The sequence below is a fragment of the Pelomonas aquatica genome (assembly GCF_026712205.1).
GTDB classification, from domain to species: Bacteria; Pseudomonadota; Gammaproteobacteria; order Burkholderiales; family Burkholderiaceae_C; genus Pelomonas; species Pelomonas aquatica.
The window spans coordinates 38,754-58,512 of the sequence record NZ_JAPPUW010000002.1; the positions used below are offsets into that span (position 1 = coordinate 38,754).

Below are 19,759 nucleotides of genomic sequence, written 5' to 3' on the forward strand. Positions count from 1 at the left end.
CCTGACGATGCTGATCCAGTTCTTCTACACGCTGCGCGCCGCCAAGCTCAAGGTGACGGTGCCCGAGTACCTGACGCTGCTGGAGGCGCTGCAGGCCGGCGTCATCGCGTCGCCCGAGGACGGCGGCGTCGCGAGCATCGATGACTTCTACCACCTGGCCCGCGCCACGCTGGTCAAAGACGAGACCCAGTACGACAAGTTCGACCGCGCCTTCGCCGCCTACTTCAAGGGCGTGGAGATGCTGACCGACTTCAGCGCCGAGGTGCCGCTGGAGTGGCTGCGCAAGCAGCTGGAACTGGAGCTCACGCCCGAGCAGAAGGCCGCCATCGAGAAGATGGGCTGGGACGAGCTGATGGAGACGCTGAAGAAGCGTTTCGAGGAACAGAAGGAGCGCCACGAAGGCGGCAACCGCTGGATCGGCACCGGTGGCACCAGCCCCTTCGGCAACTCGGGCTACAACCCCCAGGGCATCCGCATCGGCGGCAAGGGCGGGGGAAAAAGCGCCGTCAAGGTCTGGGAGCAGCGCGCCTACCGCGACTACGACGACACGCTGGAGCTGGGCACGCGCAACATCAAGGTCGCGCTGCGCCGGCTGCGCCGCTTCGCACGCGAGGGCTCGGAGCTGGAGCTGGACCTGGACGGCACCATCCACGGCACGGCCGCCAGCGCCGGGCTGCTGGACATCCGCATGCAGCCCGAGCGCCACAACAAGGTCAAGGTGCTGCTGCTGATGGACGTGGGCGGCACGATGGACGAGCACATCCACCGCGTCGAGGAGCTGTTCTCGGCCTGCAAGAGCGAGTTCAAGCACCTGGAGTTCTATTACTTCCACAACTGCGTCTACGACTTCGTCTGGAAGAACAACCGGCGCCGCTTCGCCGAGAAGCTCAGCACCTTCGACCTGATCCGCAAGTACAACAAGGACTACAAGCTCGTCTTCGTCGGCGACGCGACGATGAGCCCCTACGAGATCCTGCAGGTCGGCGGCAGCGTCGAATACAACAACGACGAGGCCGGTGCCGAATGGCTGCAGCGCCTCACCCACGCCTTCCCCAAGTACGCGTGGATCAACCCCGAGCCGCAAGGCGTCTGGCAGTACCGGCAGAGCATCGCGCTGATCCAGCAACTGATGCAGCAGCGCATGTTCCCGCTGACCCTCTCCGGCCTGGAAGGCGCGATGCGGCTGCTCAGTAAATGACGCGAGGAGTCTGGGGGGCGGCATGTGCGGCCCGCGCCAGGACGAGTTGCGGCATCCGGCAAGGCGCAGGTGACGCGGCGTGGCAGGCGCCACGCAAGGAGCCGGCAACGCCGCCGGATGCCGCAAATCGCCCTGGCCCTTCGGGTTGGGTTTGGCAGGGGGCGCGGGCGTTGTTGCTCGTCGTTGCGGGCGCGAGCCCGCGGCCTCCTCGACGCCTAGCCCGCGCCCCCTGCCAGACCCAACGCGGGCCACACATGCCGCCCCCCAGACTCCTTGTCGCCCTGCTGCTCGTGGCGGTGCTGAGTGGCTGTGCGACGAAGGCGCCCCAGCCGCCGCAAGCCGAAGCCGCGCCCGGCATCCCCGCCGACGCTCCCGCCGTCTACAGCCTCGACATCCGCGTCGACGGCGACCGCGCCAGCGAGCTGCGCGCGCTGCTGCTGCAGAACCTCGACCTCGCCCGCTACCGCGCCAGCGAGGCCGCGCTGAGCCGCGTCGAGCTGGCGCGCCTGGCCGCCGCGGCGCCCGCGCAGGCCGAGGCCCTGCTGGAGACCGAGGGCTATTTCAGCGCCAGGGCCGATGTCGACCGCGACCCGGCCGACGCGACCCGGCTGCGCCTCGTCGTCAGGACCGGGCCGGTCATGCGGGTCGGCAAGGTCGAGCTCGACTTCACCGAGGGCCTGGCCGAGGACGAGGCCGCCGCGCTGCGCGACGGCCTGCGCCGGGCCTGGCCGCTGAAGGAAGGCGCCGCGTTCACGCAGCCGCAATGGGCTGCGGCCAAGAGCGAGCTGCTGCTGCACGCCCGCACCGGCGGCTTCCCGCTGGCGCGCTGGGGCGAGACGGCCGCGCGCGTCGACCCCGACGCGCAGGCCGCCGAGCTGCACCTCGTGCTCGCCAGCGGCAGGCGCGCGCGGCTCGGCGCGCTGCGCATCGAGGGCCTGAAGCGCCAGAGCCGCGACACCGTCGAACGCCTGGCCGGCTTCGGCACCGGCGACGCCTACACCGAGCAGAAGCTGGCCGAGTTCCAGGAGCGCCTGGCCAAGACCCAGCTCTTCGACGCGGTGCGCGTGCAGTTGCTCACCGACACGCTGGACGCCGACGGCAGCAACCCCGTGCAGGTCAGCGTCACCGAGTCCGCGCTGCAGCAGGCCACCGTCGCCGTGGGCTACCACAGCAACAACGGCCAGAGCATCAGCGTCGAGCACCTGCACCGCCGCCCCTTCGACCTGCCCCTGCGTGCGCGCAGCAAGCTCCAGCTCAGCCGCAACCTGAACAGCGCCGAGCTCGAACTCAGCTCCCATCCCCAGCCCGACCTGCACCGCAACCTCGCGTCCACGCAGTTCGAGCAGACTCGTTCCGGCGACACCGTGGCGACCAACCTCGGCCTGCGCCTGGGCCGGCTCTACGAGGCCACGCAGGACGAGCGCCTGAGCTACGTCGAACTGCTGCGCGCCCGCGAGACCACGGGCGCGCAGGTCAACACCAACCTCGCGCTGTCCGCCAACCAGCAGTGGATACGCCGCCGCCTGGACAGCAGCCTGCTGCCCACCGACGGCTACCAGAGCCTGGCCCTCGTCGGCCTGGGCTATGCGCGCGGCGGCGGCACGGACGACAGCGGCCCCTTCGCGCGCCTGCAGCTCAAGCTCGGCGCCTACAAGCCCCTCGGCGCGAACTGGTACGGCTCGGCACGCGCCGAGGTGGACCAGGTCGTCGTGCACGACAGCGTCGGCGTGCCCGAGAAGCTGCTCTTCCTCGCCGGCGGCGACGACTCCGTGCGCGGCTATGCCTACCGCAGCCTCGGCCCGCAGAAGAACGGCCTGACCGTCGGCGGCCGCGTGCTGGCCGCCGGCAGCCTGGAGGTCGCGCGGCCCTTCACGATCGGCATGCCCAGCCTGTGGGGCGCGCTGTTCGTCGACGCCGGCAACGCCGCCTCGCGCTGGACGGACTACCACGCCGTCGTCGGCGTCGGCGCCGGCGTGCGCTGGCGCAGCCCGGTCGGCCCGCTGCGCGTGGACCTCGCCCGCGCCGTGGAAACCGGCAAGTGGCGGCTGCATTTCAGCGTGGGGATCACGCTGTGAAGCCAGACGCTGCGGCTTCGCCGAACAGCGTGGGGATCACGCTGTGACGCGCACCTGGCGAATCCTGCGCATGCTGCTGATCGCACTGGCGCTGCTGAGCGCAGCCGCCGTGGCCTTCGTCGCCTGGCTGCTGCACCGCCCCGCCGGCAGCGCCTGGCTGCTGGCGGGGCTGCCCGGCGTGCAGGTGGAAGCGCCCGAAGGCACGCTGCTGGGCGACTTCAGCGCCCGCCGCCTGCAACTGAGCTGGCCCGGCGGCTCGGCCGAGCTGCGCGGCCTGCGCTGGCGGGGCCTGGGCATCGCCATCGGCGAGCGGCAGTTGCTCGCCCGCGAGCTGGTCGCAGACGAGCTGAGCGTGCACAGCGAGCCCGGCGACACGCCGCTGGCCGCGCCGGCCGACCTCGGCCTGCCCCTGGCCGTCCACATCACCAGCCTGCGCATCGCGAAGCTGAGCTGGGCGCCCGACCAGGCCCCGCTGCTCGGCCTGGAGGCCGAGGTCAACCTGCCCCGCGACGGCATCCACCACCTCCAGCTCAAGGCCGCGCGCTGGCAACACCTGAACCTGGCCGGCGAGGCCCGCATCGCCAGCGCCGCGCCGCTGCAGACCGACGCGACGCTGCGCCTGCTGCAGGCCGAGGCCACCGAGCTGCCCTGGCTGGCCGTGGCCACCGTCACCGGCCCGCTCGCCCGGCTCAAGGCCAAGGCCGAGCTGCAGGCCGCCCACCAGGCGCTGCAGGCCGATGGCGAGGTCCAGCCCTTTGCGCGCTGGCCCGTCAACGCGCTGCAGCTGCGCGCCGACCAGCTCGACCTCGCCCCCTTCGCGCCCGGCCTGCCGCGCACGGCCCTGACCGGCACGGCCCGCCTCCGGGCGCCCGCCTACGACGCCGAGGCCACGCTGCAGGCCGAGCTGCGCAACGGCGCCGCCGGCCGCTGGGACCAGCGGGCCCTGCCCGTCGCCCGCCTGGCCATCGTGCTGGCCGGCCGCCCCGACCAGCCCACCCGCCTGCGCCTGACCACGCTGGACGCCGAGCTGGCCGGCGGCGCCCGCGTGCAGGGCCAGGGCCGGCTCGATGCCGACGGCCGCTGGCAGCTCGACGCCCGCGTGCAGGGCCTGCGCCCCGAGGCGCTGGACGCGCGCGCCACACCCGCGCGGCTGGACGGCCCGCTGACGCTGTCCGGCAGCAAGGCCGGCCCACTGTCGGCGCGGCTGGACCTGGGCGGCACGCTGCAGGACCGCCCGCTGCGCCTGCAGGCCCGCGCGCAGGGCGAGGGCAAGGCCTGGCAGATCGAGAACATCCAGCTGGCCAGCGGCGACGCAACGCTGCAGGCCCGCGGCCGGCTCGACACCGGCGGCGCGCTGCAGCTGCATGCCGAGCTGCGCCAGCTCGACCCCCATCTGCTGTGGCGCGGCGCGCCCGCCTCGGCCTGGGCCCGCCTGCCCGGCCCGACGCGGCTCAACGCCGATGCCGACCTCGACCTGCGCGGCACGACCGCCGCCAGCCTGAGCGGCCGCGTCGACACCCGCCTGCTGCCCGGCCAGCTCGCCGGCCTGGCGCTGGAAGGCCATGCCACGCTGAAGCGCGACAGCGCCGCGGCCCCGGCCGCCTTCGACATCGACGCCCGCCTGGGCAGCAACCGCCTGCAGTCAGGCGGCCAGGCGGCGCCGGAGGCCCTCACCGGCACGGCCGCGCTGAAGGCCGGCGCGCTGGCCGAGCTCAACCCCGTGATAGCGCTGTTCGGCCAGCCGCCCGTCGCCGGCCAGGCCGATGCCGACGGCAGCTTCCAGCTGCTGCGCACCGCCAGGGGCTGGCAGGCCGGCGGCAGCGGGCGGCTCGCGCTGGCCTCGGCCCAGGCCCTGGGCGCCAGCATCGCCAGCGCCAAGGCGCGCTGGGAGCTGCCCCTGCCCGGCGCCGACGGCGATGGTCCCGTCGCGCTCAGCCTCGACATCGGCCAGCTGCGCAGCCCGCACGCCCAGCTCGCCGGCGTCAAGCTCGACCTGCAGGGCCGGCGCAGCGCCCACGAGCTGAAGGCCCAGGTCAACGGCCGCCTGCCGCGCGACGCCGGCGACCTGGACCTGAACGCCCAGCTCCAGGCCCGCGGCCGCTGGGACGGCCAGGCCTGGGCCGGCCGCATCGCCCAGCTCGACATCGGCCCGCTGCGCCCCGGCACGCCGGCCCTGCTGGCCGCGCGCGACATCGGCCTGCGCTGGGCCGGCGCCGGTCCGCAGCTCGCGGCCGAGCCGGGTCGCGCCGAGGTCGGCGGCGCCTTCGTGCGCTGGCAGGCGCTGAACTGGACCGGCGGCGAGCATCCCGAGCTGCGCGCCGAGCTGCAGCTCGAAGACCTCGCCGCCGCGCCGCTGCTGGCGCGCTGGCAGCCCGACTTCGGCTGGGGCGGCGACCTGCGCATGGCCGGCCATGCCACGCTGCTGCTGAACGACAGGCTGACGGCCGACGTGATGATCGAACGCCAGGGCGGCGACCTGCGCGTGACCGACGAGTTCGGGCCGCGCGCGCTGGGCCTGACCGATCTGCGCATCGCGCTGAACGTGCACGACGGCGTCTGGCGTTTCGCCGAAGGCCTTGCCGGCAAGGATCTCGGCAGCCTCGGCGGCGCGCTGACGCTGCGCCCCGCCGGCCTGTGGCCCGACGCGAACACGCCGATGGAAGGCGTGCTGCAGGCCAACGTCGCCGACCTCGCGACCTGGGGCCGCTGGGTGCCGGCCGGCTGGCGCCTGGGTGGCCGCGCCGCGGCCACCGTGCAGCTCGGCGGGCGCCTCGGCACGCCCGACCTGAACGGCCGCGCCGAGGGCCAGGGCCTGGCCCTGCGCCATCTGCTCTACGGCGTGGACGTGACCGAGGGCCACTTCGCGCTGGCACTGCAGGGCCAGCACGCCGAGCTGACCCGGCTCGAAGCCCGCGGCGGCGACGGCTGGCTGCGCGCCAGCGGCCGGGCCGAGCTCGGCGCCCAGCCCAGCGCCCACCTCCGGCTGACGGCCGACAGGCTGCGCGTGCTGTCGCGCGTGGACCGCCGCATCGTCGCCAGCGGCGACGCCACCCTCGACCTCGATGCCCAAGGGCTCAAGCTCGACGGCCGGCTGCGCGCCGACGAAGGCCTGTTCGACTTCAGCCGCGCCGACGCGCCGGCCCTGGCCGACGACGTCACGGTGCTGCGCGGCACGCGCAGTCCCGGCGACAGCGCCCCCACCGCGCCACCGGCGCCCAAGGCGGTGCGCAACAGCGTCGTCAACCTGGCCGTGGACTTCGGCAGCGACTTCAAGGTGCGCGGGCGCGGCCTGACGACCCAACTGCGCGGCGAGCTGAAGGCCACGCAGAACAACGGCCCGCTGCGCGTGACCGGCCACCTCGACGCCAACGGCGGCCAGTACGCGGCCTACGGGCAGAAGCTGGACATCGAGCGCAGCGACATCAACTTCACCGGCGCCTTCGACAACCCCGCGCTCGACCTGCTGGCCGTGCGCCCCAACCTCGACATCCGCGTCGGCGTGCGCGTGGCCGGCACGGCGCTGGCGCCGCGCGTGAGCCTCTATTCCGAGCCCGACATGGCCGACACCGACAAGCTCTCCTGGCTGCTGCTCGGCCGCGGCCCCGACGGCCTGGGCCGCACCGACACGGCCCTGCTGCAGCGCGCCGCGCTGGCGCTGCTCAGCGGCGAGGGCGAGGGCCCGACCGGCAAGGTGCTGCGCAACCTCGGGCTGGACGAACTCTCGCTGGCCCAGAGCGACGACGACACCCGCGCCACCATCGTGCGCCTGGGCAAGCAGCTCTCCAGGCGCTGGTATGTGGGCTACGAGCGCAGCCTGAACGCGACGACGGGCAGCTGGCAGCTGATCTACCGCATCGCCCAGCGCTTCACGCTGCGCGCCCAGGGCGGCGACGACAACGCGCTGGACGTGATCTGGCAGTGGAAGTGGGACTGAACACCCCTCGCCCGGGGGGATGGCGATGCTTGCGGCATTGAGCCGCAAGCACATCGCCTGCGGGCCGGCTAGGGGCGGCCCGGCGCCGGTCCGCGATTCATGCACGACGCCTCGGAGCTACTTCGACCTGCCGTCGAAGTGCGTGACCGGCACCGCCGCGAGGTCGATGCCCTCGATGCAGCGGATGTTGACCGCCGCCATCGCGTCGCCGTCGGGCCCCTGGCCTTCGCCGTAGGGGTGGATGCCGCAGGTCGGGCAGAAGCGGTGCTGGATGACGTGCTTGTTGAAGGTGTAGCTGGCCGTGTCGCTCTCGGGCGCCAGCAGGCGCAGCGCCGCGCGCGGCACGAACCACAGCAGCGAGCCCTTGCGCTGGCAGATCGAGCAATTGCACGAGAGCGCCGAGCCGATGTCGCCATCGACCTCGAACCTGATGCGGCCGCAGTGGCAGCTTCCGGAATGAGTCATCAGGCCTCCTGCAGATCGGGTTGAAGCAGCACCGCGCCGAGCTTGTCGATGGCCGGCTGCCAGCCGCGCTCGTGGTTGGCGCGGGCCGCGTCGTCGAAGAAGCGGTCATGCACGAAGTGCAGCGCCGTGCCGCCGTCTTCGGCCACGAAATCCAGGCTCACGCGCGACACGCGCTCGGGCGTGCTGTGCCAGGCCCAGCTGAAGACGAGGCGGCGCTGCGGCACGACCTCCTGGTATTCGCCGCCGACGTCGTGCGTCTCGCCGTCGGGCAGCCGCGTGAGGATGCGGTAGCGCCCGCCCACGCGCAGGTCGATCTCGGCCTCGACGACGGCGCCGGGGCGGCCGGCGAAGAACCAGCGGCTCAGCGCCTGCGGGTCGGTCCAGGCGCGCCAGACTTTCTCGACGGCGACGGGGTAGTGCCGGTCGAAGCGGACCTGGGCCGCGGCTTGCTCTGTGCTGTCTTGCATGGCATGACTTCCTGTTGATGGTGCAGATAACGGCCGAGCGCATCGAGCTGCCCGCCCCAGAAATGCTCGTAGTGCGAGATCCAGGCCGCGGCGGCCTGCATGGGCGCGGCATCGAGCTCGCAGCGCACGACCCGCCCCTCCTTGGCCCGCGCGATGAGGCCGGCGGCCTCCAGCACGGCGAGGTGCTTGATGAAGCCCGGCAGCGACATGTCGTGCGACGCCGCCAGCTCGCTGACGCAGGCCCCGCCGCCGCCGAGCTGCTCCAGCACGCGCCGCCGCGTCGCGTCGGACAGCGCGGCGAACACGAGATCGAGCTGGGCATCTTTTTTATTAACCATTTGGTTTAGTATTTGTCGACGGACACCGCGTTGTCAAGCCGTCAGCAAAAAGATCGGCGGCACCGGATTTCGGCGCGACGCTACAGTCCCGCCCCCGTCCGCCGCACCACACGCGCCGCCATCGCCGCCGAGCCCGTGCGAGAATCCGCGCCTTTCCGGCCCCGGGCCGAGGGCTCTCCGTAGTTCAATGGATAGAACGGCCGCCTCCTAAGCGGCAGATACAGGTTCGATTCCTGTCGGAGGGACCAGCATCACCTGCTGCTCCATGGCTGTCTACTTCCGCGCCCACTGCCCCTCCCCGATCCCGCTGCTGTGCCTGGCCCTGGCCTGCGCCGCGCCACAGGCCAGGGCCGCCGGCACGCTGCTGCTGCTGGACGCGCCGCCGGCCAAGGCCACCTGGTCGGCCGGCATGTCCTGGCGCGGCTGGCCGCGGGCGCCGGGCAGCGCGCGCGAGCGCCATTCGCTGCTGCCGGCGCTGGACTACGAATCGCCGAGCGGCGTCTTCGTCGCCACCGACACCGGCGTGGGCTGGAACCTCGCGCCCCAGTTGCTGGAAGGCGAGGCCGCCAGGCAATGGCAGTTCGGCGCGCGCATGTGGCCGCAATCGGGCCGTTCGCGGCGCGAGTCGCCGCCGGGCGTGCAAAGCCTGGGCTCGCGGCTGATCACGCAGCTGTTCGCCAACACCCAGGTCATGCCCGAGCTGCTGCTGCAGTCCGGCCTGTCCTGGGGCAGCGGCCGCCATCGCAACGGCGGCCAGTTCGAACTCGGCGCCACCAGCGGCCTCCCGCTCGGCGACGAGCTGCTGGCCATCAGCCTGGCCGCCACCTATGCCAACGCGGCGCATCTGCGCGGCAGCTACGGCGTCGGGGCGGGCGAGTCTGCCGCCAGCGGCCTGCCCGTGTTCCGCCCGCACAGCGGCTGGCTGGACTGGAGCGTCGCGCTCAGCGCCGAGCACAAGTTCTCCGGCAACTGGTCCGTCAACGGGCAATGGCTGCACGCCCGCCTCGTCGGTCAGGCCACCCGCTCGCCGCTGACGCGCAGCCTCGACCAGCCCTCCTTCATCGTCAGTGTCTGGCACCAGTTTTGAAAATTAAGCCCCTCGTCCAAGGAGTACCTTGGCCGGTCCCCCTGGGGGACGGCGATGCTTGCGGCATCGAGCCGCAAGCACATCGCCAGGGCGGGCCGGCTTGTGTAAAGCGCCAATTGGTCTGAGGCATCACGACACTTGGTATGAGGCATCAAACCAAGTGTCGCAAACTCCGCCGGCTTACAACTTGATCAGGGCGTAGAAGGCCACGTTGCGCGGCCTCGTCTCGTTGCCCACGACGCCGGCCGGATTGATGACGCCGTCGTAGTCGCTGCCATCGTTGGAGTGGTACCAGTAGTCGTCACTGTCGGTATTACCGGAGCCCTTCTTCCCGCCGGTGTTCGAGTTGCCAAACGGCCCAGCACCGAGCGAGGAAGGCGCCCACTCCCCCCAAGGCACCATGTGCTTGTGGCGTTGGACCTGGCCAGCCTGCGCGGAGCCGACCAGGCGGCCAGCATCGATGCCACGCCCGGCGTCGAGGGCGCGTATGAACTCGCTGCGGATCTCGGGCTTGTTGAAGGTGGTGGTGCCGTTGCCGGCGCCGTAGGTCGTGCCGATGCGTGCGAACAGCCGTGCGTAAGCCACACGGTCCAACTCGCCGCCGTCGGCCAGAGACCAGCCAGGGGGCGCCACGCTACCAGCGTCATAGGCGATGAAGCCCGGCGGGAAGGCGGCGTCAGTGAAGTATTTGATGGCCGCCAGCAACTGCGTGTTGTTGGGCTTGGCGAGCGCGGCGCCGGTGGCCTCGATGACTCCCGCCAGCTCCTCCTGGACGGCCTCGGCCCAGGCCTGCGAGACGATGGTCGCCGGCACACCGGTGTTGGGGTCGCCGTCCGTGAAATGTCCGCCAGGCGCCGCTGCAGGTCCGTCAATTCGATGCATTCAAACTCTCCTCAAAGTCGGTTTGGTCAGGCCGTGGCGTAGGCGAAAAGCAGGCGGGTGTGCGCGGGCTTGTAGCGGTTGAACTGGCACTCCAGCACCTCATTGCTCCACGCACGCAACGGCTCACCAACGGCGCCCGCACCCACGCGGAAATAGGTGATCGAGACCGCCACAGGGACGTTGACGCGCCAGGTGTGCGCCCATTCGTCGCCAGTGAATGGGATGCCGGCCGCGGTGGCCTCTGCGGCCGAGCGGAACTCGTCGATGGTGATGCTGTAGCCCAGCCGGAAAGCCAGCTCGGTGAAGAAGCGGCGGCTCTGGCCGCCCACGGCGGTGAGGCGGCCTTCGAGCGCCTGGCGGCGCTGGGCCACCGTCTGGACTTGCGTGACGCAGGGGTCGGGCAGGCCGACGACGCGCTCCCAGTCGGCCAGCAGCTCGGTGGTGGCGGCCGGGTCGGTCTCGGCGAGCAGCTGGGCGGCGCGTGCGTCGACGCGCTCCATCTCCACGGCCAGGCTGGCCAGGAACTTCATCAGCGCGGCCTCGGGATCGCGCGGCCAGGCCGGGCCGGTGGGGAGCAGCGCGGCGAGCGCGTCGCGGTACTCGTCGCGGGAGTGGCTCACCAGGCCGAACTGCTCGCGCAGCTGCTGAAGCATCGTGGTCTCCCAGACTAGGTAGGCATCGCCGAAGGTGAGCAGTGCGCCGCCCTCGGTCGTGACGTAGATGTGGTCATAGGTCGGTTCGACCATCAGAGTGCAGGCTGCGTGGGCCAGGCCATGCCCGGCCAGCTCGGGTGAGCGGGAAGGTCGCGCAACTGTTGGCGCCATGAGGCCCAGGCGGTGACCTGCGCCGCAGTCAGCGGCGCGTCCCGCACCTGGGTCCAGTCGGACGCGCGCAGCTGGCTGTCGCGCCGGGCCCGAGCGGATGCGTCTTTCTCCGCCGAGGTCCGGATATCCACCCAGATCAGCTCACCGCCCACCAGACGGAGCTGCGCCGACTCGAACGGCGCTTGCGGCCAGCCCTTCCAATCCGGCAGCTCGACACAGCTGGCGCTGGCCTCGCCCGGAGGGCATGCGGACGCACTCTTCACCACACGCAGCACGAAGCCGGACGAGTCCAGAACAGCAATGTGCTTCACTTCATCAGTCATGGCGGTAGCCCGTGCGTTGCAGAAATCATGAACGACGCCTCGGTGGCACGACCGTTTCCATCCCGCACCGTGCAAGTCACATAGATAGTGAGGATGTTGTCCGTGGCGTAGCCGGTGAAGTTCGCGGTCGCCGTCGTCGCGCCGGTGTTGACCTCGGCGCCATAGGCATTGGTGGTGTTTCCGGAAAACACCTCCGTGACCGTCCAACGGTAGGAGTACGGCGCAATTCCACCGGCCACGGACACGGTGCGCGATCCATAGGATCGACCGCCGTTTCCGACGTAGATAAAGATGTCCCCACCGGGAATCGAAGCACTGAAGCTGGGCAGCCTCACATCGAGGCCGGTGCTTGACGAGAACTTCAGCCAGGCGGCGTTGTTGCCCACGTGAAGCTGAGGATCGCCACCCGTGTTCGCAATCCAGAAGCCGGCCGTCGTGTCGCCGAAGCCGGCCTTGCCCGAACGGAGGTAGCCACCAACGCCGATGTTCACTGTGCCAAGGTCGGAGGCCACTGCAGACAAATAGGGCACCGACAACTTGCCCGGCGTGATGGTGGCGTCGCCAATGCGCGCGGCCGGCACGCGCAGCGTCGTCACGCCATTCACGACGCCCACTTCCAGGAAGCCGACCGGCGCAGCATTGGCCGAGTCCGAGGGCACAAACATCAGGCTGTCGGCCGACAGAATGATCTGCGAGGCGCCGGTGCCGCTGTTGGGCGCCGTGGCGGCCAGGCCGATCATGCCGAAGACCGGGCGGCCATCACCGCGCTGCGCGACGACCTTCAGCGCGTACTGGGATTGCAGGCCGTTGGCGCCGCCCACCGCCTGCTGCAGCGTCGAGATGGAGCCGCTGTAGGGGCCGTACTCGGCGCGCAGCGTGCTGACGGTGGCCGCCATTGCGGCGTCGCTCGCTGCCTTGGTGTAAGCGTAGCTGTTGGCCGTGGCCAGGCTGTTGGCGATGTCGCCACCGGCGTTGAGGCGCGCGCTGATGGTGCTGGCGGAGGCCGAGATGGCCGCGTCGGCCTGCGCCTTGGTGTAGGCGTAGCTGTTGGCCGTGGCCAGCGAAGCGTAGATGTCGCCGCCCGCATTCAGGCGGGCATTGATCGGGTTGAACTCACTGCGCAGCGTCGTCTGCGAGGACGAGATGGCCGAGTCGGTCTGGGCCTTCGTGTAGGCGTAGCTGTTGGCGGTGGCCAGCGAGGCGTAGATGTCGCCACCCGCGTTCAGGCGGGCGTTGATCGGGTTGAACTCGCTGCGCAGCGTCGTCTGCGAGGACGAGATGGCCGAGTCGGTCTGAGCCTTCGTGTAGGCGTAGCTGTTGGCGGTGGCCAGCGACGTGGCGATGTCACCGCCGGCATTCAGCCGCGCGCTGATCGCGCTGGTGGCGACGGCGATGGCGTTGTCGGCCTGGGCCTTGGTGTAGGCGTAGGTCGCCGCCTGCGCGAGGCTGACGGCAATGTCGCCCGTGTTCAGCCGCGCCGACACGTTGTCGATGCGCTGGCCCAGCGCCGTGTTGGCGGTGGAGAGCGTCAGCACCTCCTGCGAGACGCGCGAGTTGACCGTGGCGTCGCCCTGCGTGAACTCGCTGCGCAGAGTGTTCACCGCCGCGGCCGTGGCGGCATCGCTTGCGGCCTTGGTGTAGGCGTAGCTGCGGGCCTCGCTCAGCGCGGAGGCGATGTCGCCGCTGTTGAGTCGCGCGCTGACGGTGTCGATGCGAACGCCCAGCGCCGAGTCGGCCTGCACGAGGTTGGCCACCTCGGTCGTGATGCGGCTGCCCAGCGTGCTGTCACCTGCGTTGATGTCGGCCAGCAGGATCGTCGTCAGAGAGTTCACGGCCGAGGTGATCGCCGCGGCGCGAGCGGTCGCCTCGTCGGTGATGGCCGTGACGCGCGCGTTGGTTTCCTGCTGCAGGCGCTGATTCACGCTGCCCACGTCGGTGACGGCCGAGCTGATCTTGGCGATCTCCGCCTGCACGCCGGCGGAGAGCTGGTCCAGCGCGATGCGGCCGGTCAGGTCGCTGAGCAGCGCGTCGACATCGCCCCAGGGCTGGCCGTTGCCGATGCCGGTGATGACGGCCTTGAGCCGACCGCCCACCGTGTTCTGGCCATAGGCCAGCAGCGGGTTGAAAGCCATCATGCCGGCGCCGTGATCGGACCTGGCGCCGTCGAGCATGTCGGACAGGAAGGCCACGACGGCGCGCCGCACGCGCACGCGCAGCCGCTGCTGCACGGTGTCGTCGATCAGCTCGATGCCGTCGTCTTCGGTGAGGCGGCGAGTCTGGAGCAAAGGCATCGTCAGGCCCAGGTGATGGTGCCCAGCACGGGCATCTGGCCCGGTGCGTGGGTCACGTCGGCCGTCGGCGTGGACAGCACGTTGTTGATCTCGCCGGCGGCCACGCTGATGGCCTCGCGCAGGTGGCTCAGCAGCAGCGTGCCGCCGGGCATGGCCTCGCGGCGCACCACATCGGCCAGCTCGGCCGTCACGGCGGCGCGCACGGCGGCGGTGTTGGGCGTGAGCTGGATCGTCAGGTTCAGCGGCGCGGCCGTGGGGGCCTGCACGCTGACGTTGGCCGTCACCGGCCGCAGGTCATCGATGTAGTGCTGCACCGCGCTGACCTCGGCGGCGTCGGGGATCAGGTCGGCGTCGTTGTCGCGCACGAAGCGCACGACGACGGAGCCAGGCCCGTTCTCCAGCGGGTAGACCCAGGCCCGCGTCACGCCGGCGACCTGCAGCGCCCAGGCCTCGTAGTCGCTCTTGGCGCCGCCCATCGGCGGCCGTTGAACGCGCGCCAGCACCCGGCCGCGCAGCGCAGCGTCGGTCTCGCGGTCGGCGCCCTGGGTGAGGCCGCCGGCGGCGACCACGGCGGCGGTGTTGACGCCGGCCAGAGGTGCGATGAAGGCCATGCGGGTGCCCGCGTCGGCGTTGCCCGCGATGCCGGCGGAGATGGCCGCCACGGGCACATCCGCTGCGCCGGCGACGATGGTGGAGTCACCAGTCGTCGTGTAGCCCACGCCGTCGCTGCGCTGCAGCTGCGATCCGGCGGGCACCACCACGCCGCTGGTGCCGGTGACAGAAACGGTGCCAGCGGCGAAAGAGGCCGGCACGCGCAACACGCCCCAGATGCCCGCGTAGCGGTCCAGGAAGACCGTCTCGGCGGTGTCGATCATGATCTGCCGCGCCAGCCAGTCCAGATAGCCGTAGATGCCGTGCACGGCGCCGGCGTGCATGCGGGCCAGCACGGCCAGGTTGCTGCGGCGCAGGCGCGCATCGGCGCCCGGCAGCGCGGCTTCGATGTCCGCGGCGTTGCGGGCGATCAGGTCGGCCAGCGATGGACGTGCAAACGGCATTTACTGCCCCTTCCAGAAAGACTCGAATCGGAACTGCGCCACCGGCCTGTCGCTGCGCGTGACGCCGATGGCCAGCGCCAGCACCTCGCCCTGGGCGCCCACGGCCTCGGCCGCGACGGTGACGCTGCGAGCCACGCCGTCGTCGACCAGCCACTGCAGGGCCTCGCGCGCATAGGTCTCGGCGCGGCCGAGCACGGCCGGCGTGCGCTTCTCGCGGGCCAGCTTCCACAGGCGCGAGCCGATGCGGTCGCCGTCCACGTCGGCGAAGGCGTCGCCCCACCAGCCGCGGCGGCCGGTGGACTCGATGCCCGTCTCGCCGGCGTCGGCCACGCGGTCGGTGAACAGGCTGACGATGACGGCGGTCTCCAGCCCTTCGTCGACGTCGAACGACGGGCCGGCCAGGCGCCAGTCGCCGCCCAGGTCACTCCAGAGGGTGCGGATGTCTGCCATGCGTCACATCCCCGGCGTGGACAGGGCCGCCGTGCCGTTCTTGTGGCTGTTGAAAGTCGAGCGCATGCCGGCCATCGTCTTGGCGCCGCCCTGGTCGGCCACGTTGCCGGCGGCCGTGATGTCGGCGCCCGAGGCCACATTGCCGGCGACGTGCAGATCGGCGTTCAGCTCGGCGTGGCCGTCGACCTGCAGCGTGCCGCGCACGATCAGGTTGCCGCTGCACTCGACCAATGGTGTACGAACGTCCACTTTGGTGGCGGCCAGCACTTCGATGGTGCCGCCGCGCTTGATGACGATGTGGTCGCCCTCGTCGGTGTAGATGGCCACCTCGCCCTCGGCCAGGCCCTTGAGCCGGTAGCGGCGGTCATCGACGGCCACCACGATGACGTGGTCGCGGCTGCCGGCCACGCTCAAGGCCACCGCCTCCGCGCCCGGCTTGGGGTGGCTCGTGAAGCCGTATTGCTGGAAGCGTTCCACGTCGCCGCGCAGCTCGTCGGCCAGCAGCGCCACCTGCAGGCTCTGCAGTGCGGTGCCGTCGTTCACCAGCTGCAGCATGGCGCGGCCCACCATCAGCTGCACGCGCTGGGCCAGGGGGCGCATGAGGCGTTGCAGGGCCTGCATCACTTCGCCGCCTGTGCCTTGGGCACGGTCCAGAAGTTGCCGGCGTCATCCATCGGCTTGATAGGCAGCAGCGTGTAGGCGTCGGCGCGCGTCAGCGTCAGCGTCGTCGTGCTGCCCTCGGTGCCGGACAGGCCGAACTCGGCCGCGGTGATCATCAGCTCGGCCGCCAGGTGCAGCTCGTTCGCCACCACCGTGGCCAGCATATTGGGCGCCCACAGGCCCTCGGCATGGCGCCACCCCTGCACCACGGCCGTGACGGTGAGCGAGCGCGCAGCGCGGCTGTTGGCCTCCCACTGCGCCCTCTGCTGCAGCGTGGCGGCGATATCGGGCGCGTCGGCGGTAATGAGCAGCGGCCGGTAGCGCGTCATGCCGCCGTCGGCGGCCCTGGCCGCGATCTGCGCGGCGGCGGCGCCGTTGAAGTAGTCGCTGCCGGGCGCCTGGCCCTTGAGCAGGTAGTCCCGATACCGGTCTTTCCAGTCGCTCTTGACCGAGCACTTCAGCAGGTTGACGCCCAGCTCCAGCGTGGTGCCCACGCGGGCGCTCGCGGCGCGCGTGATCAGCAGGCCGCCAGTGCTGTCGCTCACCACCAGCAGCGCGCGGATGCGCGCGGCGCGCGTGATGGCGTCGAAGACGGTCTCGCCCTCCTGAATCGCGAACGAGGTGAGCGCCTTGCCGGTGTCCACATCGGCGCGCACACGCACGCCGAAGGGCGCGGCCAGCTCGGCGGCGATCTGCTCGATGCGCAGGCCGCGCCACTGGCCGGCCTTGCGCACCGCGCTGCAGTCGATCAGGTCGGCCACGGCATCGCGGCCGGCCACGCTGACCGTGTGGCTGCTGCTGTCGATGCTGGCCTCCACCTCGTCCACATAGCCCGTGATGACGGTCTCGCCGGCGACGCGCACTTCGCAGCGCTCGCCGGGCCTGACCTGGCGCGGCGCATCCAGGCCGGGCCAGCGCTCCGACACGGCCAGCGAGAAGCTGCCGGCGCCGTGCTCCATGCTGCGCGTGACGCGGATGCTTTCCCAGCCGGCGTGGCTGCGGCCACCCGCGAGGAGTTCGAGCTGATCAGGCATCGACCAGCACCTCCAGCGGCACCGAGCCGGCCACGAAGAGCGGATGCCTGACCTGGTTGCGGGCGACCAGCTCGGGCTCGCGCGTGGCATCGGCATACAGCTGCTGGGCCAGCGCCAGGCTGGGCAGCGTGGCCGGCGGCGCCCAGTTCACCAGGTGCGCCAGGTTGGCGCCGCGTGCGGTGATGTCGCGCACCACGGCCGAGCGCAGGCCGCGCAGTGCGTCGTAGACGTCGTCGGCGATGTCGGGTTGCTCCATCGCGTCGGTCAGCCCGTCGACCAGCTCGTCGCGCGCGGCCGTGGCGGCCTGGTAGCTGTCGAACTCCACGCGTGCCGCGGCGCGGGCGCCCTCGGCCAGCGCCGTCACGCGCACCAGGCGCAGCAGCTCGGCCTGGTTGGCGGCCTGGGCCTTGCGGCTGGTGGTGGCCGGCACGGTGAGCGGCAGGTCGGCGCCGAAGCGGTAGAGGGTGCGCGCCAGGCTGAGCGAGTCCGCCGGCGTCTGCGCCACGCTGCGCACCAGCGCCTTGATGTTGCCTACCAGCGACCGGGCCGTCGCGTCCGGGTTGTAGACGAGGCCGACCGGGTCTCGGCGCTGCGCGTCGATGTCGCGCTGCAGCTCGGCTTCGCTGGTCGGCGTGCCACGCACCAGACCGCTGGATGCCTGGATGACGTTGAGCGCCTGGCTGAAGATGCCGGCGCTGGCCTGGGCCACGAAGGCCGGCCTGCCTCGCACGGCGAAACGGTTCTCGAAGCCGGCTTGTGCAGCCTGAAGCGCATAGTCTGCCCGCGCCGCCGCCGTGGCACCCGTGCTCTCGGCCGCCGTCGTGAACAGCTTGGCGCCGGCCTCCACCAGGCTGATGGTGAAGCTGGCCTTGCCGCCCTCGGCCGTGCTCTCGCTGAGCTTGCAGTCGGTGACGGTGCAGCTCATCTCGCCGAGGTAGGGGTGCACCAGCGAGCCGGCGCCCGCCTCTTCGATGGCCCTGGCCAGCTGGTCGCGCGCCGCCATGTAGCCCGGCCCGATCACATAGGCCGTGATCGAGATGGCGCGGGCCTTGCGGCCGAGGTCTTCGGCGTAGGGCTTGTCGCGCAGCGGGAACTCGTGCAGCTGCACGCGGCGGCCCAGCGCCGTCTCGTGGCTGTCCACGAAGAACGGCACGCCGCGGAAGCTGGCGGGCTGCAGCTGGTCGCGCCAGGCGGTCACATGGCCCCCGCGAAGTTCGGGCCGCTGTAGACATCAAAGTCCATCGCGCTGCCCGGCGCCTTGCGCAGCTCGGCCACGCTGGGCTTGCCGTCGGCGTCGATCTGGATCTTGAGCGTGCCGCCCACCTGGGCCTTTTGGCCCGCCGCGGCCTGCGGCACGGCGCTCGGCTGCACCGGCCCTGCGCTGACGTTGAAGAAGTGGCTCATCGCGCCGCCGATCCAGCCCGGCAGGCCGCCGCTGAGCGCTTCCTTCACGCGGTTGAAGGAGGCCAGGATGCCGTCCCACAGTTCCGTGAACCACTGCTTGATGGGCTCCCAGTTCTTGTAGATGAAGTAGGCCAGACCAGCAATGGCGCCCACGGCCAGCAGGAACCAACCCACCGGCGTTACCAGCAGCGCGCTGCTCAGGATTCCCAGCGCCTTCACCAGCTCGAAGATGGCCAACACGCCCTTGGCAGCGGTCACCGAAGCGAACACCACCATCAGCGTGCCCCAGCCGCCAAAGGTCTGGGCCACGCGGTCCAGCACGCCCAGCAGCACGACCAGGCCCTTGGCGATCTGGCCCATCGAGGCCAGCACCTTGGGCGTCTTCTCGATGATGGCGCCGAGGAAGCGGCCGATCTTCTCGCCCAGCTCCTTGCGGCTGGCGGCGTTCATGTCGGCGACCTTTTTCAGCATCGCGTCCAGCCCCGGCAGCGCGATCAGCGTGACGGCCGCGAACAGCCCGCGCAGGCTGAACTCGAAGCGCTTTATGTTGTCGGCGGATTCCTTGAACTCGGCCGCCTGCTTGTCGTTCAGCGTGCCGTATTTGTCGGCCTCGTCGTACAGCGCCTTGAAGGCCCCGCTGCCCTGGTTGAGCATCTGGATCATCTCGGCGCCGCCGCGGCCCATCAGGGCGCGCGTGAGCGCGATCTTCTTCTCGGCGTTCTGCCCGGCGTCGCCCACCTTCTCGAACTTGTCGGCGATGGCCTCGAACACCTGCACGGCGTTCATCTTGCGCAGCTTCTGCACCGACAGGCCGACCCGTGTGAACCACAGCTGCGCGTCCTTGCTGCCGCTGGCGGCCTCGACCATGTTCTGCGAGAGGAACTGCAGCGAAGAGGCCATTTCCTCCTCGCTGCTGCCGCTGACGGCCGCCACATAGCCCAGGCGCTGGAACTGCTGGATGGGCACGTTGAGCTTGCGCGAGGCGTCCACCGTGCGGTCGATGGAGTCGATGGTCCGGTGCATCACCGCGAACGCACCGGCCAGCGACAGCGCCGCCACGCCGGGCAGCTTCATGATCTGGTCCTTGAGCCCCGCCCACGCGTCCTTGACCTTGTCGAGCCCGCTGTTCTCGACCAGGCCGTTGATCGATGCGCGCAGCTTGCGATAGGGCTCGGTCACCCGCTCGACGGACTGCTCCACGGCCTTGTTGATGCCGGTGAGCTTGGCCGTGGCCTTGTCGACCGCGTCGATGGTGAACTGGAGCTTGAGCAT

The 19,759-nt window shown here is 71.1% G+C and carries 17 protein-coding genes and 1 tRNA gene; 5 read left to right on the top strand and 13 right to left on the bottom strand.

Annotation, left to right across the window (positions count from 1 at the left end; all coding sequences use genetic code 11):
- Window positions 1-7 precede the first annotated feature (7 nt).
- The 3 genes from NYP07_RS02455 (at window position 8) to NYP07_RS02465 (ending at window position 7,207) form a co-directional block, all read left to right on the top strand.
- Complete coding sequence (locus tag NYP07_RS02455; RefSeq protein WP_268147043.1) at window positions 8-1,198, top strand: vWA domain-containing protein; 1,191 nt, start codon at window positions 8-10, stop codon at window positions 1,196-1,198.
- Between the two features lie 254 nt (window positions 1,199-1,452).
- A complete protein-coding gene (locus NYP07_RS02460) occupies window positions 1,453-3,273 on the top strand; it encodes an autotransporter assembly complex protein TamA (protein ID WP_268147045.1) in 1,821 nt (606 codons plus the stop codon).
- A 70-nt stretch (window positions 3,274-3,343) separates the two neighbouring features.
- Window positions 3,344-7,207, top strand: a complete 3,864-nt coding sequence (locus NYP07_RS02465) for a translocation/assembly module TamB domain-containing protein (RefSeq protein WP_268147047.1) — start codon at window positions 3,344-3,346, stop codon at window positions 7,205-7,207.
- 117 nt (window positions 7,208-7,324) lie between these two features.
- On the opposite strand, the gene NYP07_RS02470 is transcribed toward NYP07_RS02465, so the two are convergent.
- Genes NYP07_RS02470 through NYP07_RS02480 form a run of 3 tightly spaced genes read right to left on the bottom strand, consistent with a single transcriptional unit; the run spans window position 7,325 to window position 8,477 of the window.
- Complete coding sequence (locus NYP07_RS02470) at window positions 7,325-7,672, bottom strand: GFA family protein (protein WP_268147050.1); 348 nt, start codon at window positions 7,670-7,672, stop codon at window positions 7,325-7,327.
- On the bottom strand, window positions 7,672-8,139 hold the full coding sequence (locus NYP07_RS02475; protein WP_268147053.1) for an SRPBCC family protein: 468 nt from the start codon (window positions 8,137-8,139) through the stop codon (window positions 7,672-7,674). Before NYP07_RS02475 ends, NYP07_RS02470 begins: the two co-directional genes overlap by 1 nt.
- Window positions 8,034-8,477, bottom strand: a complete 444-nt coding sequence (locus NYP07_RS02480) for an ArsR/SmtB family transcription factor (protein ID WP_268147057.1) — start codon at window positions 8,475-8,477, stop codon at window positions 8,034-8,036. Before NYP07_RS02480 ends, NYP07_RS02475 begins: the two co-directional genes overlap by 106 nt.
- Window positions 8,478-8,650: 173 nt before the next feature.
- Between NYP07_RS02480 and NYP07_RS02485 the strand changes: the two genes are divergently transcribed.
- Together NYP07_RS02485 and NYP07_RS02490 are read left to right on the top strand one after the other, a co-directional pair.
- Window positions 8,651-8,725 (top strand) — tRNA-Arg (locus NYP07_RS02485).
- A gap of 17 nt (window positions 8,726-8,742) precedes the next feature.
- On the top strand, window positions 8,743-9,564 hold the full coding sequence (locus tag NYP07_RS02490; RefSeq protein WP_268147060.1) for a MipA/OmpV family protein: 822 nt from the start codon (window positions 8,743-8,745) through the stop codon (window positions 9,562-9,564).
- Between the two features lie 180 nt (window positions 9,565-9,744).
- On the opposite strand, the gene NYP07_RS02495 is transcribed toward NYP07_RS02490, so the two are convergent.
- The 10 genes from NYP07_RS02495 to NYP07_RS02540 are packed head-to-tail and all read right to left on the bottom strand — an operon-like array spanning window position 9,745 to window position 19,759.
- The gene (locus NYP07_RS02495) at window positions 9,745-10,446 is read right to left on the bottom strand and encodes a tail fiber protein (RefSeq protein WP_268147062.1); all 702 of its coding nucleotides are present in this window, start codon (window positions 10,444-10,446) and stop codon (window positions 9,745-9,747) included.
- 26 nt (window positions 10,447-10,472) lie between these two features.
- Complete coding sequence (locus tag NYP07_RS02500; protein ID WP_268147065.1) at window positions 10,473-11,192, bottom strand: YmfQ family protein; 720 nt, start codon at window positions 11,190-11,192, stop codon at window positions 10,473-10,475.
- A complete protein-coding gene (locus tag NYP07_RS02505) occupies window positions 11,192-11,593 on the bottom strand; it encodes a tail fiber assembly protein (RefSeq protein WP_268147067.1) in 402 nt (133 codons plus the stop codon). The genes NYP07_RS02500 and NYP07_RS02505 overlap by 1 nt, the downstream gene beginning before the upstream one ends.
- Window positions 11,590-13,884 carry a hypothetical protein gene (locus tag NYP07_RS02510; protein WP_268147069.1) on the bottom strand — a complete coding sequence of 765 codons (2,295 nt, stop codon included), beginning with the start codon at window positions 13,882-13,884 and terminating at the stop codon, window positions 11,590-11,592. The genes NYP07_RS02505 and NYP07_RS02510 overlap by 4 nt, the downstream gene beginning before the upstream one ends.
- Window positions 13,885-13,886: 2 nt before the next feature.
- A complete protein-coding gene (locus NYP07_RS02515) occupies window positions 13,887-14,939 on the bottom strand; it encodes a baseplate J/gp47 family protein (protein ID WP_268147071.1) in 1,053 nt (350 codons plus the stop codon).
- Entirely contained in the window at window positions 14,940-15,389 is a 450-nt protein-coding gene (locus NYP07_RS02520) for a phage GP46 family protein (protein ID WP_268147073.1), read from the bottom strand.
- A 3-nt stretch (window positions 15,390-15,392) separates the two neighbouring features.
- Window positions 15,393-16,010, bottom strand: a complete 618-nt coding sequence (locus NYP07_RS02525) for a phage baseplate assembly protein V (RefSeq protein WP_268147075.1) — start codon at window positions 16,008-16,010, stop codon at window positions 15,393-15,395.
- A complete protein-coding gene (locus tag NYP07_RS02530) occupies window positions 16,010-17,083 on the bottom strand; it encodes a phage baseplate assembly protein (RefSeq protein ID WP_268147077.1) in 1,074 nt (357 codons plus the stop codon). The genes NYP07_RS02525 and NYP07_RS02530 overlap by 1 nt, the downstream gene beginning before the upstream one ends.
- Entirely contained in the window at window positions 17,076-18,281 is a 1,206-nt protein-coding gene (locus NYP07_RS02535; protein ID WP_268147079.1) for a DNA circularization protein, read from the bottom strand. The genes NYP07_RS02530 and NYP07_RS02535 overlap by 8 nt, the downstream gene beginning before the upstream one ends.
- Window positions 18,278-19,759: a phage tail tape measure protein gene (locus NYP07_RS02540; protein WP_268147081.1), complete on the bottom strand. Its 1,482-nt coding sequence runs from the start codon at window positions 19,757-19,759 to the stop codon at window positions 18,278-18,280. The genes NYP07_RS02535 and NYP07_RS02540 overlap by 4 nt, the downstream gene beginning before the upstream one ends.